Raw genomic sequence first — 13,621 nt, 5'->3', positions numbered from 1 at the left:
TCAAAATGACTGAGCGTAATAATCGTAAAGTATACACAGGTCGTGTCGTATCAGATAAAATGGATAAAACAATTACTGTTTTAGTTGAAACATATAAGTTTCATAAGTTATACGGTAAACGTGTGAAGTACTCTAAAAAACTCAAGACACATGATGAGAATAACCAAGCAAAAACTGGTGATGTTGTTAAGATCATGGAAACTCGTCCGCTATCAGCAACGAAACGTTTTCGTCTAGTTGAAGTTGTAAAAGAATCCGTAATTATATAATTTAAGTTCGCTCGGAAGGTATCCGAAGGGAGGTCACAGCGATATGATTCAGCAAGAAACTCGTTTAAAAGTTGCAGATAACTCTGGTGCACGCGAAGTACTAACTATTAAAGTACTAGGTGGATCAGGACGTAAAACTGCCAATATTGGTGATGTAATTGTTTGTACAGTGAAACAAGCAACACCAGGAGGCGTTGTCAAAAAAGGTGAGGTTGTTAAAGCCGTCATCGTACGTACTAAATCTGGTGCACGTCGTAAAGATGGGTCATATATTCGTTTTGATGAAAATGCAGCGGTAATTATCCGTGATGACAAAAGTCCAAGAGGTACACGTATCTTCGGACCGGTTGCACGTGAGTTACGTGATGCTAAATTCATGAAAATCGTATCTCTAGCTCCAGAAGTTTTATAAGCTAAATTTAGCCTTGCAAGGAGGTGCGTCAAGCATGCATGTAAAAAAAGGTGATAAAGTCAAAGTTATAACTGGTAAAGACCGTGGTAAACAAGGCACTATTTTAGAAGCATATCCGAAGAAAGAACGGGTTCTTGTTGAAGGTATCAACATGATAAAGAAACACGCAAAACCTTCACAGGATAATCCGCAGGGCGGAATTCTTAACCAAGAAGCGCCTATTCATGTTTCTAACGTAATGCTAATAGATTCTAAATCCGGTGAGCCAACTCGTGTTGGGTATGAAGTACGTGATGGAAAGAAAGTCCGCATCGCTAAAAAATCCGGTGAAGTAATAGATAATTAATTTAGCGACGAAAGGAGGGCGACATGATGAATGAACTAAAACAAAAATACCAAGATGAAGTACTACCATCTTTGATGAATAAATTTAATTATGAATCTGTTATGCAAGTACCAACAGTTGATAAAATTGTAATCAACATGGGTGTAGGTGATGCAGTTCAAAATTCAAAAGCACTAGACAGTGCTGTAGAAGAACTTGCACTAATTTCTGGTCAAAAACCAATGGTAACTCGTGCTAAGAAATCAATTGCTGGTTTCCGCCTTCGCGAAGGTATGCCGATCGGTGCAAAAGTAACACTTCGTGGCGAGCGCATGTATGAATTTTTACAAAAACTCATCGCGGTATCACTTCCACGTGTACGTGACTTCCGTGGTATTTCTAAAAAAGCATTTGATGGCCGTGGTAACTATACATTAGGTGTTAAAGAACAGCTAATTTTCCCAGAAATCAACTATGATAAAGTAAATAAAGTCCGCGGTATGGATATTGTTATTGTAACAACTTCTAATACTGATGAAGAAGCTCGTGAACTTTTAGCTCAGCTAGGCATGCCTTTCCAAAAATAAGCTTAGAAGCTAATAAAAGGAGGGAAAATTGTGGCTAAAAAATCGATGGTCGCGAAACAAAAGCGCCCACAAAAGTATCAAGTACGTGAATATACACGTTGCGAACGTTGTGGCCGTCCACATTCTGTAATTCGTAAATTTAAACTTTGCCGTATTTGTTTCCGTGAACTTGCCTATAAAGGTCAAATTCCTGGTGTCAAAAAAGCAAGCTGGTAAACCCCGATTCGGGAAGGAGGTAATTAGTAATGGTTATGACAGATCCAATCGCAGATATGCTAACTCGTATTCGTAATGCTAACATGGTGCGCCATGAAAAGTTAGAGCTTCCGGCTTCTACAATGAAAAAGGAGATCGCTGATATCCTAAAACGTGAAGGTTTTGTTTCTGGTTATGAGTTTGTTGAAGACAACAAACAAGGTGTTCTGCGTATTTTCCTTAAGTACGGTGCAAAAGAAGAGCGAGTAATTACAGGTATCAAACGTATTAGTAAGCCAGGACTACGTGTTTATGCTAAAGCTAACGAAGTACCTCGTGTACTAAATGGCTTGGGTATAGCTATCGTTTCAACATCAAAAGGAGTGCTATCTGATAAAGAAGCGCGTTCTCAAGCTGTTGGTGGCGAAGTTCTAGCGTATGTTTGGTAATTAACATTTTTAAGACAGGAGGTGCATGGAATGTCTCGTATAGGACTTAAGCCAATTGAAATTCCACAAGGTGTAGAAGTGAAACTTAATGATAATACTGTTACTGTTAAGGGACCTAAAGGTGAATTAACCAGAGATCTACACCAGGATATGAAGATTAATATAGAAGATAATATTATTACAGTTGAGCGTCCAAGTAACCATAAAGATCATCGTGCATTGCACGGTACTACTCGTAGTCTGATCAGCAATATGGTTGAAGGCGTAAGTAAAGGTTTCGAAAAATCCCTTGAAATCATTGGTGTTGGTTATCGTGCACTAAAACAGGGAGACAAAATAGTGATTAGCGCAGGTTATTCACATCCAGTCGAACTTGATTCCATTGAAGGAATCGAAATAGACGTTCCTAAAAACACACAAGTAATTGTTAAAGGTATAGATAAAGAATTGGTTGGAGCAGTTGCTGCTAATATTAGAGCAATCAGACCGCCGGAGCCTTATAAAGGTAAAGGTATTCGTTACGCAGGCGAATATGTACGCCGTAAAGAAGGTAAAACTGCTAAGTAAGATTAGTTAGGGAGCAGAAAGGAGTGACCTATATGATCACAAAGCCTGACAAAAATGTTACACGTAAAAAGAGACATGCGCGTGTTCGTAAAAATCTTTTTGGAACACAAGAACGTCCTCGTCTAAACGTGTATCGTTCAAATAAACACATCTATGTGCAATTAATCGATGATAATAGTGGAGTTACTGTTGCAAGTGCTTCTACGAAAGATAACGAAGTAAATGCCGAAGCTTCTGCTAACACAGAAGCAGCTAAGCAAGTCGGAGAAATGATCGCTAAACGTGCCCAGGATAAAGGTTACAAATCGGTTGTATTCGATCGCGGAGGCTACCTTTATCATGGACGTGTAAAAGCTTTAGCAGATGCTGCTCGCGAAGCAGGTCTTGAATTTTAAACGATAAAGGAGGGACATACATGAGAATAAGCATTGATCCAAATAAATTGGACCTTGAAGAACGTGTTGTTACGGTCAACCGTGTTGCAAAAGTAGTTAAAGGTGGACGTCGTTTCCGCTTTGCGGCATTGGTAGTGGTCGGGGACAAAAACGGTCATGTAGGTTTTGGCACAGGTAAAGCACAAGAAGTACCAGAAGCAATTAAAAAAGCAGTTGATGATGCAAAGAAAAACTTAATAGAAGTACCTATCGTTGGAACTACAATTCCTCATGAAATCAATGGTAGATTTGGTTCTGGAAATGTATTAATGAAACCAGCTGCAGAAGGTACAGGAGTAATTTCGGGCGGACCTGTTCGTGCAATTCTTGAATTAGCAGGTGTTGGTGATATTTTAACTAAATCACTAGGCTCAAATACGCCAATTAATATGATTCGTGCAACATTAAACGGCTTAACCAATTTAAAACGTGCAGAAGACGTAGCAAAACTACGCGGAAAGTCTGTAGAAGAACTGTTAGGATAAGGAGGGAACTGTTATGTCTAAAAAATTAGAAATCACCCTCACGCGCAGTGTTATTGGTGGAAACGATGGGCAACGTAAAACTGTTCAGGCATTAGGACTTAAGAAAATTCGCCAATCCGTAGTTTTTGAAGATACTCCAGCCGTACGCGGTATGATCAACAAAGTATCTCATCTAGTAACGGTTAAAGAGGCTTAATTAATACAAAGCGTAAAGAGGAGGTGCTCGCATGAAACTTCATGAATTGAAGGCATCAGAAGGAACTCGCAAAAATCGAAATCGTGTAGGTCGCGGTATGTCATCTGGTAACGGAAAAACTTCCGGAAGGGGACATAAAGGACAAAACGCACGTTCAGGCGGCGGTGTACGTCCAGGTTTTGAAGGTGGACAAATGCCACTATTTCAACGCTTGCCTAAACGTGGGTTCACAAACATCCATCGTAAAGAGTTTGCTATTGTAAACTTAGATGCGCTAAATCGTTTTGAAGACGGCACAGAAATTACACCTGAGCTATTACTTGAAGAAGGTGTCGTAAGCAAACTTAAAGCAGGTATTAAAGTGCTAGGTAAGGGAGCTATCGAAAAGAAATTGACAGTAAAAGCTCACAAATTTTCTGCTTCAGCTGTTGAAGCAATTGAGGCAGCGGGCGGTAAAACAGAGGTGATTTAATGTTCCGTACAATCTCCAATTTTATGCGCGTAGGTGACATTAGACGGAAAATAATCTTTACATTGCTCATGTTAGTTGTCTTCCGTCTAGGCACTTTTATACCAGTACCTTATACAGATAAGAGTGCTATTGATTTTATGAATCAGCAAAATGTATTTGGATTCCTGAACACATTTGGTGGAGGGGCTCTCCAAAACTTCTCCATATTTGCAATGGGTATTATGCCATATATTACGGCATCCATAATCATGCAATTACTGCAGATGGATGTTGTACCTAAGTTTGCAGAATGGAAAAAGCAAGGGGATATGGGCCGCAAGAAATTAGCTCAAGTCACTCGTTACGGTACAATAGTTCTTGCATTTATTCAGGCGATTGCCATGTCAATTGGTTTTAATGCGATGGCCGGGGGGATGTTAATTGCTGACCCTAACGCAACCAAATTCCTGATGATTGCTATCGTACTGACAAGTGGAACTGCATTTCTAATGTGGTTGGGTGAGCAAATTACAGCAAATGGAGTTGGAAACGGAATTTCCATTTTAATCTTTGCAGGTATTGTTGCCGCAGTACCAAATGGTGTTCAACAATTATACAGCCAGTATTTTATTAATCCTGGTGATGAATTATTTATAAATATAATTATTGTTGCCTTAATCGTATTGGTTGTTATTGCTGTAACTGTTGGAGTTATTTTCATTCAGCAGGCTTTACGTAAAATACCAATTCAATACGCAAAAAAAGTTGTTAATCGTTCACCGGTGGGTGGGCACTCTACTCATTTACCACTAAAAGTAAATGCTGCTGGAGTTATCCCGGTAATCTTTGCAATTGCATTTATTATTGCGCCAAGAACGGTGGCCAGTTTCTTTGAAGGTAGTCAGGTCGCATCAACTATTGAGTTGATTTTTGATTATACACAGCCAATTGGTATGGTAATATATGTTGCATTAATCATTGCATTCACTTATTTTTATACATTTGTTCAAGTTAACCCTGAGCAAATGGCTGAAAACTTACAAAAGCAAGGTGGATATATTCCAGGTATTCGTCCTGGTAAAAATACAGAAACGTATCTAACACGCGTAATGTATCGCTTAACATTTGTAGGAGCAATCTTCTTAGCGGCAGTTTCTGTCCTACCTATTGTTCTAGGTGGTCTTGCAAATTTACCAACCGCAGTACAAATCGGCGGCACAAGTTTACTAATCGTTGTAGGAGTTGCATTGCAAACAATGAAACAACTGGAAAGTCAGTTGGTAAAGCGTCACTACAAAGGATTTATAAAGTAAGATCCGCTGCCAGTGAGAGCGAGGCGAACTTTGTTGAACTTGATATTAATGGGTCTGCCTGGTGCCGGTAAAGGCACGCAGGCTGATAAAATAAACAATAAATATGACATTCCTCATATATCAACAGGAGATATGTTCCGATTAGCTATCAAAGAAGGCACTGCCCTTGGAAAGAAAGCTAAAGAATATATGGACCAAGGCGAACTTGTTCCGGATGAAGTAACAATAGGAATTGTTAGAGAACGCTTGAGTAAAGACGATTGCAAAAATGGTTTCTTATTGGATGGATTTCCTAGAACCATTGCACAAGCTGAAGCTTTACAAGAGCTGCTGACAGATCTTAAAGCATCGATTGATTATGTAATCCATGTAGATGTACCGGAAGAAAACTTAGTGGAGCGTCTGACTGGGCGTAGAATTTGTCCGACATGTGGAACTACTTACCATGTACTATATAACCCACCTAAATCTGAGGGTGTATGTGATAAGGATGACACTAGGTTAATTCAGCGTGATGATGATAAAGCCGAAACTGTTAAGAAACGACTGGCTGTCAATATTGAGCAATCAAAACCTTTGCTGGATTTTTACCAAGATAGAGGCTATCTTGTAGCTGTGAACGGTGATCAGGAGATTGATCAGGTGTTCCGGGATATTCAAACTGAAATCGAGAATTAAGCTGCTTAACTGTATTTTTGACACACAATGGATGCAATTCTATGTGTTAATAGTTATAATATGTGTCGTAAGCAATTGTGAAAACAAGTGGATTACTTCATATAAATGTGGCGCAGTATGAAATAAAGAAGTATCCCTTTTTCGAGAAGGGAAGCAATATAAACTATAGCCTAAGTGAAGGTGATCGTTGTTGAACGAGGATGATTCGATTCCGCTAATAGGTCAAATTGTTCGTATTATGCAAGGACGTGAAGCGGGACAGTATGCGATAGTCATAAAAGTGATGGATGATCGGTATGTTCTGCTAGCAGATGGGGAAAAACGTAAATATGATCGACCAAAGAAAAAGAATTTACATCATATTGAAACGATGGATTACATTTCTCCGGAAGTCCAAAGCAGCCTTCTAGAAACTGGTCGTGTCACAAATGGTAAGTTACGATTTGCCATAGCTAAATTTATCAATGAGGTTGTGACTGATTTGAAGAAGGGAGACCAACACGATGGCGAAAGACGATGTAATTGAAGTGGAAGGTACCGTAAAGGAAACATTGCCGAATGCGATGTTTAATGTTGAGCTTGAAAATGGCCATACGGTCTTAGCACATGTATCTGGTAAAATTCGTATGCATTTCATTCGTATTCTACCAGGTGATAAAGTAACGGTTGAACTTTCTCCGTATGATTTAACCAGAGGACGAATAACGTACCGTTATAAATAAGCGGGCTCCGATATAAAAGGAGGTAAAGATGATGAAAGTAAGAGCATCTGTAAAACCAATTTGTGAAAAATGTAAAGTAATAAAGCGCAAAGGTAAAGTAATGGTGATTTGCGAAAACCCGAAACACAAACAGAAACAAGGCTAATAACCAAGGAGGTGCTAAATATTTATGGCACGTATTGCAGGTATTGATATTCCACGTGATAAGCGTGTAGTCATTTCATTAACTTATATTTATGGAATTGGAAAAGTTACCGCACAGAAAGTCCTTCAAGAGGCAGGCGTTTCAGAAGATACTCGCGTTCGCGATTTAACTGAAGATGAATTAGGCAAAATCCGTAAAGCGATTGATGAATTCACTATTGAAGGGGACCTTCGTCGTGAAATATCACTTAACATCAAGCGTTTAATCGAGATTGGCTCTTATAGAGGAGTTCGTCACCGTCGTGGACTGCCAGTTCGTGGGCAAAAAACGAAAAACAATTCACGTACTCGTAAAGGACCTCGTCGAGCAGTTGCAGGTAAGAAAAAATAACGTGAAGGAGGTAAGCTAATCAATGGTACGTAAAACAAATACACGTAAGCGTCGTGTGAAAAAGAATATTGATACAGGTATAGCACATATTCGTTCTACGTTTAACAATACGATTGTTACGATTACGGATGTTCAAGGAAATGTAATTGGCTGGAGCTCAGCTGGAGCACTTGGCTTTAAAGGATCACGTAAATCAACACCGTTTGCTGCACAAATGGCTGCAGAAAGTGCTGCCAAAACTGCAGTGGAAAATGGAATGAAAACACTCGAAGTTACAGTTAAAGGACCAGGGGCTGGCCGTGAAGCAGCAATTCGTTCACTTCAAGCTGCAGGCTTAGATGTCACTGCGATTATTGATGTAACACCAGTTCCTCATAATGGCTGTCGCCCACCAAAACGTCGTCGTGTATAATTATACCGTATAGAATTTGTCACCCTGTCAATAATGGGTTATGATAGCTAAAAGTGTAAAGGTTGTTAAACCTTTACCAAACAGCATCCAAGAGACAAGAAAGTACGTAGAAATATAATAGTGCAGAAACGCCAACTGCCTATTTGAGGAATTTCGGTTAGACATGGGTCTAACCGGGGTTTCGACGTTTTAAAGGAGGGTTTTATTGAATGATCGAAATTGAAAAACCAAAAATTGAAACGGTAGAAATCAGCGAGGATGCTACATTTGGCAAGTTTGTAGTCGAACCGCTTGAACGTGGATATGGTACCACTCTAGGAAACTCCTTGCGTCGTATCCTGCTATCCTCACTTCCAGGTGCTGCTGTGACTTCAGTTCAAATTGATGGAGCTCTACATGAATTCTCAACAATTGATGGTGTTGTTGAAGATGTAACTACGATAATTTTGAATCTGAAAAAACTAGCTCTAAAGATTTACTCTGAAGAAGAGAAAACATTAGAGATTGATGTACAGGGGGAAGGGAAAGTTACGGCTGCAGATCTAACATTTGATAGTGATGTGGAAGTACTAAATCCAGAATTGCCTATTGCTACCATTAACAGCAAGGGTAGTTTGCATATGAGGATTACTGCTGAACGTGGTCGTGGCTATCGCCCGGCTGAGGCAAACAAAAGGGATGATCAACCAATTGGCGTAATTCCAATTGATTCTATTTTTACTCCCGTAAAACGTGTAACCTATCAAGTAGAGAATACACGTGTTGGCCAAGTTGCCAACTTTGATAAACTTACAATGGATGTATCTACTGATGGAAGCATTCGACCTGAAGAAGCAGTTTCATTAGGAGCCAAAGTCTTTACAGAGCATTTGAATATTTTCGTAGGCTTAACAGACGAAGCGCAAAATGCAGAAATTATGGTAGAAAAAGAAGAAGATCAAAAAGAAAAAGTCATGGAAATGACTATTGAAGAACTTGATTTATCTGTTAGATCATATAATTGCTTGAAACGTGCTGGTATTAATACAGTGCAAGAGCTTTCAAATAAATCAGAAGAAGATATGATGAAAGTGCGTAATTTAGGCCGTAAATCATTAGAAGAAGTAAAAGTAAAACTAATTGACCTTGGCTTAGGCTTACGTGATGATGATTGATACAGACACCTTTAGATATGGAACAAAAGCACAAGCGCCTGTTCAACGGTGTACTTAGGCAGAAATTCCTCTGTTATATAGTTAAAGAAAAGCTCGCGTGATGGCTGGAATGTTCTCTAATGAACAGAATGAAATCTACGTAAGTTTGGCTTTATTGAGGGAATTATACAAGCCGTTAGGCGCTGGAGCTGGACATGGCCCTATGCAGTTGTTCAAATAACCTCGGGGTTTATAATAGATCCTTAGACAACAAGAAAGGGAGGGATAGTCCATGGCTAGAAAATTAGGTCGTACAACAGATACTCGTATGGCACTACTTCGCAATCTTGCATCTGATTTAATTATTCATGAGCGGATTGAAACAACAGAAGCAAAAGCGAAAGAGCTTAAATCTGTAGTAGATAAAATGATTACGCTTGGTAAGCGCGGTGATCTTCATGCGCGTCGTCAAGCAGCAGCATTTCTATATAACCAAGAAGCAAACGAAAATGAAAGTGTTCTTCAGAAACTTTTTGATGACGTTGCTGCACGCTACGAAGACCGTCAAGGTGGATACACACGTGTACTTAAACTAGGGGCTCGTCAAGGTGACGGAGCAAAAATGGCAATAATAGAACTAGTTTAATGCAACAAAATGCGTCAAGGGCAGGACTGAATCTCTTTAACGAGGTGAATCCAAGCCCTTTTTTTGTAGTATTGAAAGGCGAAAGCGACTGTTCAGAAGCTGAATCTAGATCTAGTATTGAAAGGCGAAAGCGACTGTCCAGAAGCAGACGCATAAGCAAGTAGTAGATAAAAGACTCACAGAGGCCGTTTAAGGCGTCTTCTCCCTAAAGATATACAAATGTCCATTTGCAAGGTGTTGCAGCCTCAGAGTATCTCTATTGAGCTGCAACAATTGCCTTAGCACACTCTATTGCTTTTAAAATAGCTAGTAGAGAACTACATAAATAATATTGCGTTTTTTCGATTTTTTTGTAGAATTACATAGTAGGCGAAATCCCAGGCGCAAGCAGAGAGGTAGCGGTGACTTATAATGAGAAAGAAAGTAATAGAGTTTAGAAATGTATCATTCAGATACGGAGATGAGCAGCCCTGGGTATTGAGAAATTGTACGTTTGAAATTTATGAAAAAGAATGGATTGCTATCATAGGTCATAATGGATCTGGTAAATCAACTATTGCCAAGCTGCTAAATGGTTTACTGTCACCCCAGGAAGGTGAAATTATCATCGATGGCCAGCAGGTAAATCAGGATACCATCTGGAATATCCGCAAAGATGTCGGAATGGTTTTTCAAAATCCCGATAATCAGTTTGTAGGTACGACTGTGCAGGATGATGTAGCATTTGGTATGGAGAACAGGGGATTTGTCAGAGAGGAAATGATTAAGCGTATCGACGAAACACTGTCTGCAGTTGGTATGCAGGACTATCTTCTAACAGAACCTCATCGTTTATCTGGCGGACAAAAACAACGTGTGGCTATAGCTAGTGTTCTTGCAATATCACCACAGGTTCTTATTCTGGATGAAGCAACTGCCATGCTCGATCCAAAGGGGCGCAAGGAGATAATGCAAACCGTTTCAGATGTTCAGGAGAAAAACGATCTTACTTTAATTACAATTACACATGATCTGCATGAGGTTGTTCAGGCTGAACGTGTTATTGTAATGAATAATGGAGAAATATGGGACGAAGCACTTCCGAGAGAAATATTTTCCAAAAAAGAAGCACTACGGAAAATAGGGCTTGATGTACCTTTTGTTGCAATTTTAGCAGATGAACTTAAAGAAGTCGGAATAAAAATTACCCAGGAACCTTTAAATCAAGAGGAATTGTTGGAGGACTTATGGACATTACATTCAAGAACGTAACCTATATATATCAACGTAACTCACCATTTGCCCATAAAGCAATTGATGATCTCTCATTTCATATTCCATCCGGTTCATTCGTTGCAGTCATAGGTCATACCGGCTCAGGAAAGTCGACGCTCATACAGCATCTAAATGGACTAGTCAGGCCTAGTGAAGGAGAAGTCTCTATTGGTGATTTTCATTTAACAGCTGAAGAGAAACCTAAGAATATGAAAGAGTTACGCAGCCGTGTGGGTGTAGTCTTTCAATACCCTGAACACCAGCTGTTTGAAGAGACGGTTGAAAAGGACATTGCTTTTGGTCCACAAAACTTTGGGGTAGCCATGGAAGAAATTAATAAACGCATTAAAAAAATTATACCAGCAGTAGGTCTTCCTGAAGATTTACTTAAGCGCTCCCCCTTTGATTTAAGCGGTGGGCAAATGCGCAGAGCAGCAATTGCAGGTGTACTGGCAATAGAACCAGAGGTACTGGTACTGGATGAGCCGACGGCAGGTCTAGACCCGCGTGGACAAAAAGAAATGATGGATATGTTTTATAATTTGCATAAGAACCAGGGCTTAACGACTATTCTTGTCACACACAGTATGGAAGATGCGGTTAAATATGCTGATCATGTCATTATTTTGAACAAAGGTACTAAATATATGGAGGGCAAGCCAGAGGAAGTTTTTATTCAAAGGGAAGCATTGAAAAATGTCCAGCTTGATGTACCAGAGATGGTACAATTTATAAATTTGTTTGAAAAAAGATTCGGTAAGTCTATACGATTTGAACGTCAAACGGTAAGTGAATTAGCTCAAGCGATTCAGAAGAGATTCAGGGAGGATGACTCCAATGAATAATTCGTTAATAATAGGTCAGTATGTTCCTGGAGAATCGCTGGTTCATCGATTGGACCCACGTACGAAGATTACGATCATATTCTTTTTCGTCTTTATTGTATTTTTTGCAAATAACGTACTAAGTTATGCTACGTTAACAGCATTCGCAGCAGCTAGCGTAATTGCATCACGCGTGCCAATACGTTTTATTATAAAAGGCTTAACACCTGTTTGGTTCTTAATCATATTTACCTTTATTCTGCACTTATTTGTAACAAAAGAAGGTACTGTCATTTTTGAGTTTTCTATTTTTGAAATATATTCTGGTGGTGTGGTCCAGGGGTTCGCAATCTCGATGCGCTTTTTCCTGCTTATTCTTATTACATCCCTATTAACATTAACAACGACGCCAATTGAGATTACTGATGCAATAGAAGATATGCTCCATCCATTAAAAAAGTTCAAATTCCCGGTTCATGAGCTTGCTTTAATGATGTCTATTTCCTTGCGGTTTATACCGACATTAATGCAAGAAACGGAAAAGATATCAAAAGCACAAGCGTCGCGTGGAGTTGATTTTAGAACAGGACCTGTAAAAGAGCGTGCTAAAGCTGTTGTTCCATTATTGGTTCCCCTTTTCGTTAGTGCATTCAAACGTGCAGAAGAGTTGGCTATGGCAATGGAGGCACGTGGCTATCAAGGTGGAGAAGGCCGCACAAAGCTTCGGGAGTTAAGGATAAATAGGCGTGATATACTCATTTATCTATTGTTTATATTAGTTGTAGCTGGGTTATTCTATACAAGAAATTACTAGATCAGATCTGTGAAGATTAGCAAAGGGGGATTCGGAGTGGTTAGACTTAAGTGCATTATTAACTATGATGGTTCCCAATTTTCCGGGTTTCAGATTCAGCCTAATAAGCGTACGATCCATGGCTCACTGGAAAAAGCATTACTGAAAATGCATAAAGGGGAACATGTGCGTATTATTGCTTCAGGACGTACGGATACAGGCGTACATGCTAAAGGACAGGTAATTCACTTTGATTCCTCCTATGACATACCTGTGCTTAATTGGAAGCAAGCGCTCAATACGCTGCTGCCTGATGATTTATACATCCAGGAAGTAAAAGTTGTACCAGATATCTTTCATGCAAGGTTTGATGTAATGGAAAAAGAATACCGGTACTATGTCTGGAATGAAAAAGAAGCAGATGTTTTTAAACGAAACTATTTTTATCAATTTCCATATTCATTGAATATCGAAGCAATGCAGGAGGCTTGTCGCTACTTAGTAGGAACCCATGATTTTACGACATTTTCCTCAGCAAAGGCAACAACAAAAGGAAGTAAAGAAAGAACAATCTATAAAGCTTCATGTACGGAAAGAGGATCAGAAATAGAGTTTATATTTCGTGGTAGTGGTTTTTTATATAATATGGTACGAATTATCATTGGGGTTTTATTGGATATTGGCCAAGAAAGACGTAAACCCTCTGACATAGAAAATTTGCTGGAAAATAAGGACCGAAGACTTGTAGGGGAGACAGTTCCACCGCAGGGACTCTACTTATGGGAGGTAAAGTACCGAGAAGATTAGTAAGAATTTGCATTAACAAGCAAAATAGCTTAGTATACCCCTTGACAAATTCCACTAAAATGGTATATTATGATCTATGGCATTTTATTTATTTCTAAACCATGATTAGCCCCGGAATCTAATTATGTTGAAAT

At 39.3% G+C, this 13,621-nt stretch carries 24 protein-coding genes; all 24 read left to right on the top strand.

Going from position 1 to position 13,621, the window contains the following annotated elements:
• The first annotated feature begins 5 nt into the window (after positions 1 to 5).
• A complete protein-coding gene (rpsQ, locus tag QGM71_RS18825; protein ID WP_327609114.1) occupies positions 6 to 269 on the top strand; it encodes a 30S ribosomal protein S17 in 264 nt (87 codons plus the stop codon).
• 43 nt (positions 270 to 312) lie between these two features.
• Positions 313 to 681 carry a 50S ribosomal protein L14 gene (rplN, locus tag QGM71_RS18820; RefSeq protein ID WP_036578659.1) on the top strand — a complete coding sequence of 123 codons (369 nt, stop codon included), beginning with the start codon at positions 313 to 315 and terminating at the stop codon, positions 679 to 681.
• A gap of 34 nt (positions 682 to 715) precedes the next feature.
• Positions 716 to 1,027, top strand: coding sequence for a 50S ribosomal protein L24 (gene rplX / locus QGM71_RS18815; protein ID WP_327609113.1), 312 nt, complete (start codon positions 716 to 718; stop codon positions 1,025 to 1,027).
• 26 nt (positions 1,028 to 1,053) lie between these two features.
• Positions 1,054 to 1,593 (top strand): 50S ribosomal protein L5, encoded by a 540-nt coding sequence (gene rplE / locus QGM71_RS18810; protein ID WP_327609112.1) that lies wholly within the window; start codon positions 1,054 to 1,056, stop codon positions 1,591 to 1,593.
• Positions 1,594 to 1,623: 30 nt separating this feature from the next.
• Positions 1,624 to 1,809, top strand: coding sequence for a type Z 30S ribosomal protein S14 (locus QGM71_RS18805; protein WP_047185890.1), 186 nt, complete (start codon positions 1,624 to 1,626; stop codon positions 1,807 to 1,809).
• 29 nt (positions 1,810 to 1,838) lie between these two features.
• Positions 1,839 to 2,237: a 30S ribosomal protein S8 gene (gene rpsH, locus QGM71_RS18800; RefSeq protein ID WP_327609111.1), complete on the top strand. Its 399-nt coding sequence runs from the start codon at positions 1,839 to 1,841 to the stop codon at positions 2,235 to 2,237.
• 30 nt (positions 2,238 to 2,267) lie between these two features.
• On the top strand, positions 2,268 to 2,804 hold the full coding sequence (rplF, locus tag QGM71_RS18795) for a 50S ribosomal protein L6 (RefSeq protein ID WP_327609110.1): 537 nt from the start codon (positions 2,268 to 2,270) through the stop codon (positions 2,802 to 2,804).
• A 32-nt stretch (positions 2,805 to 2,836) separates the two neighbouring features.
• Entirely contained in the window at positions 2,837 to 3,199 is a 363-nt protein-coding gene (gene rplR / locus QGM71_RS18790) for a 50S ribosomal protein L18 (protein ID WP_327609109.1), read from the top strand.
• A gap of 20 nt (positions 3,200 to 3,219) precedes the next feature.
• Complete coding sequence (gene rpsE, locus QGM71_RS18785; protein WP_327609108.1) at positions 3,220 to 3,723, top strand: 30S ribosomal protein S5; 504 nt, start codon at positions 3,220 to 3,222, stop codon at positions 3,721 to 3,723.
• Positions 3,724 to 3,736: 13 nt separating this feature from the next.
• On the top strand, positions 3,737 to 3,919 hold the full coding sequence (gene rpmD, locus QGM71_RS18780) for a 50S ribosomal protein L30 (protein WP_327609107.1): 183 nt from the start codon (positions 3,737 to 3,739) through the stop codon (positions 3,917 to 3,919).
• Between the two features lie 31 nt (positions 3,920 to 3,950).
• Positions 3,951 to 4,391, top strand: a complete 441-nt coding sequence (gene rplO, locus QGM71_RS18775) for a 50S ribosomal protein L15 (RefSeq protein ID WP_327609106.1) — start codon at positions 3,951 to 3,953, stop codon at positions 4,389 to 4,391.
• Complete coding sequence (secY, locus tag QGM71_RS18770) at positions 4,391 to 5,683, top strand: preprotein translocase subunit SecY (protein ID WP_327609105.1); 1,293 nt, start codon at positions 4,391 to 4,393, stop codon at positions 5,681 to 5,683. The genes rplO and secY overlap by 1 nt, the downstream gene beginning before the upstream one ends.
• A gap of 33 nt (positions 5,684 to 5,716) precedes the next feature.
• Complete coding sequence (locus tag QGM71_RS18765; protein WP_327609104.1) at positions 5,717 to 6,361, top strand: adenylate kinase; 645 nt, start codon at positions 5,717 to 5,719, stop codon at positions 6,359 to 6,361.
• A gap of 190 nt (positions 6,362 to 6,551) precedes the next feature.
• Positions 6,552 to 6,887 carry a KOW domain-containing RNA-binding protein gene (locus tag QGM71_RS18760; RefSeq protein WP_327609103.1) on the top strand — a complete coding sequence of 112 codons (336 nt, stop codon included), beginning with the start codon at positions 6,552 to 6,554 and terminating at the stop codon, positions 6,885 to 6,887.
• A complete protein-coding gene (gene infA / locus QGM71_RS18755) occupies positions 6,865 to 7,083 on the top strand; it encodes a translation initiation factor IF-1 (RefSeq protein ID WP_327609102.1) in 219 nt (72 codons plus the stop codon). The genes QGM71_RS18760 and infA overlap by 23 nt, the downstream gene beginning before the upstream one ends.
• Before the next feature lie 31 nt (positions 7,084 to 7,114).
• The gene (gene rpmJ, locus QGM71_RS18750) at positions 7,115 to 7,228 is read left to right on the top strand and encodes a 50S ribosomal protein L36 (protein WP_010095733.1); all 114 of its coding nucleotides are present in this window, start codon (positions 7,115 to 7,117) and stop codon (positions 7,226 to 7,228) included.
• 24 nt (positions 7,229 to 7,252) lie between these two features.
• Positions 7,253 to 7,618: a 30S ribosomal protein S13 gene (gene rpsM, locus QGM71_RS18745; RefSeq protein ID WP_327609101.1), complete on the top strand. Its 366-nt coding sequence runs from the start codon at positions 7,253 to 7,255 to the stop codon at positions 7,616 to 7,618.
• Between the two features lie 22 nt (positions 7,619 to 7,640).
• Positions 7,641 to 8,030: a 30S ribosomal protein S11 gene (gene rpsK / locus QGM71_RS18740; protein ID WP_327609100.1), complete on the top strand. Its 390-nt coding sequence runs from the start codon at positions 7,641 to 7,643 to the stop codon at positions 8,028 to 8,030.
• Positions 8,031 to 8,239: 209 nt separating this feature from the next.
• Positions 8,240 to 9,184 (top strand): DNA-directed RNA polymerase subunit alpha, encoded by a 945-nt coding sequence (locus QGM71_RS18735; protein WP_327609099.1) that lies wholly within the window; start codon positions 8,240 to 8,242, stop codon positions 9,182 to 9,184.
• 271 nt (positions 9,185 to 9,455) lie between these two features.
• Entirely contained in the window at positions 9,456 to 9,809 is a 354-nt protein-coding gene (gene rplQ, locus QGM71_RS18730) for a 50S ribosomal protein L17 (RefSeq protein WP_327609098.1), read from the top strand.
• Between the two features lie 411 nt (positions 9,810 to 10,220).
• A complete protein-coding gene (locus QGM71_RS18725; RefSeq protein WP_327609097.1) occupies positions 10,221 to 11,060 on the top strand; it encodes an energy-coupling factor ABC transporter ATP-binding protein in 840 nt (279 codons plus the stop codon).
• Positions 11,036 to 11,908, top strand: coding sequence for an energy-coupling factor ABC transporter ATP-binding protein (locus QGM71_RS18720; RefSeq protein WP_327609096.1), 873 nt, complete (start codon positions 11,036 to 11,038; stop codon positions 11,906 to 11,908). The genes QGM71_RS18725 and QGM71_RS18720 overlap by 25 nt, the downstream gene beginning before the upstream one ends.
• Positions 11,901 to 12,701 (top strand): energy-coupling factor transporter transmembrane component T family protein, encoded by an 801-nt coding sequence (locus QGM71_RS18715; protein ID WP_327609095.1) that lies wholly within the window; start codon positions 11,901 to 11,903, stop codon positions 12,699 to 12,701. The genes QGM71_RS18720 and QGM71_RS18715 overlap by 8 nt, the downstream gene beginning before the upstream one ends.
• A gap of 36 nt (positions 12,702 to 12,737) precedes the next feature.
• On the top strand, positions 12,738 to 13,487 hold the full coding sequence (gene truA / locus QGM71_RS18710; protein ID WP_327609094.1) for a tRNA pseudouridine(38-40) synthase TruA: 750 nt from the start codon (positions 12,738 to 12,740) through the stop codon (positions 13,485 to 13,487).
• The last annotated feature ends 134 nt before the right edge of the window (positions 13,488 to 13,621 follow it).

The sequence above is a fragment of the Virgibacillus tibetensis genome, from assembly GCF_036026595.1.
GTDB lineage: Bacteria > Bacillota > Bacilli > Bacillales > Amphibacillaceae > Virgibacillus_P > Virgibacillus_P tibetensis.
Note: the sequence above shows the minus strand (reverse complement) of the source record. Positions and strands in the feature narration are given on the sequence as shown.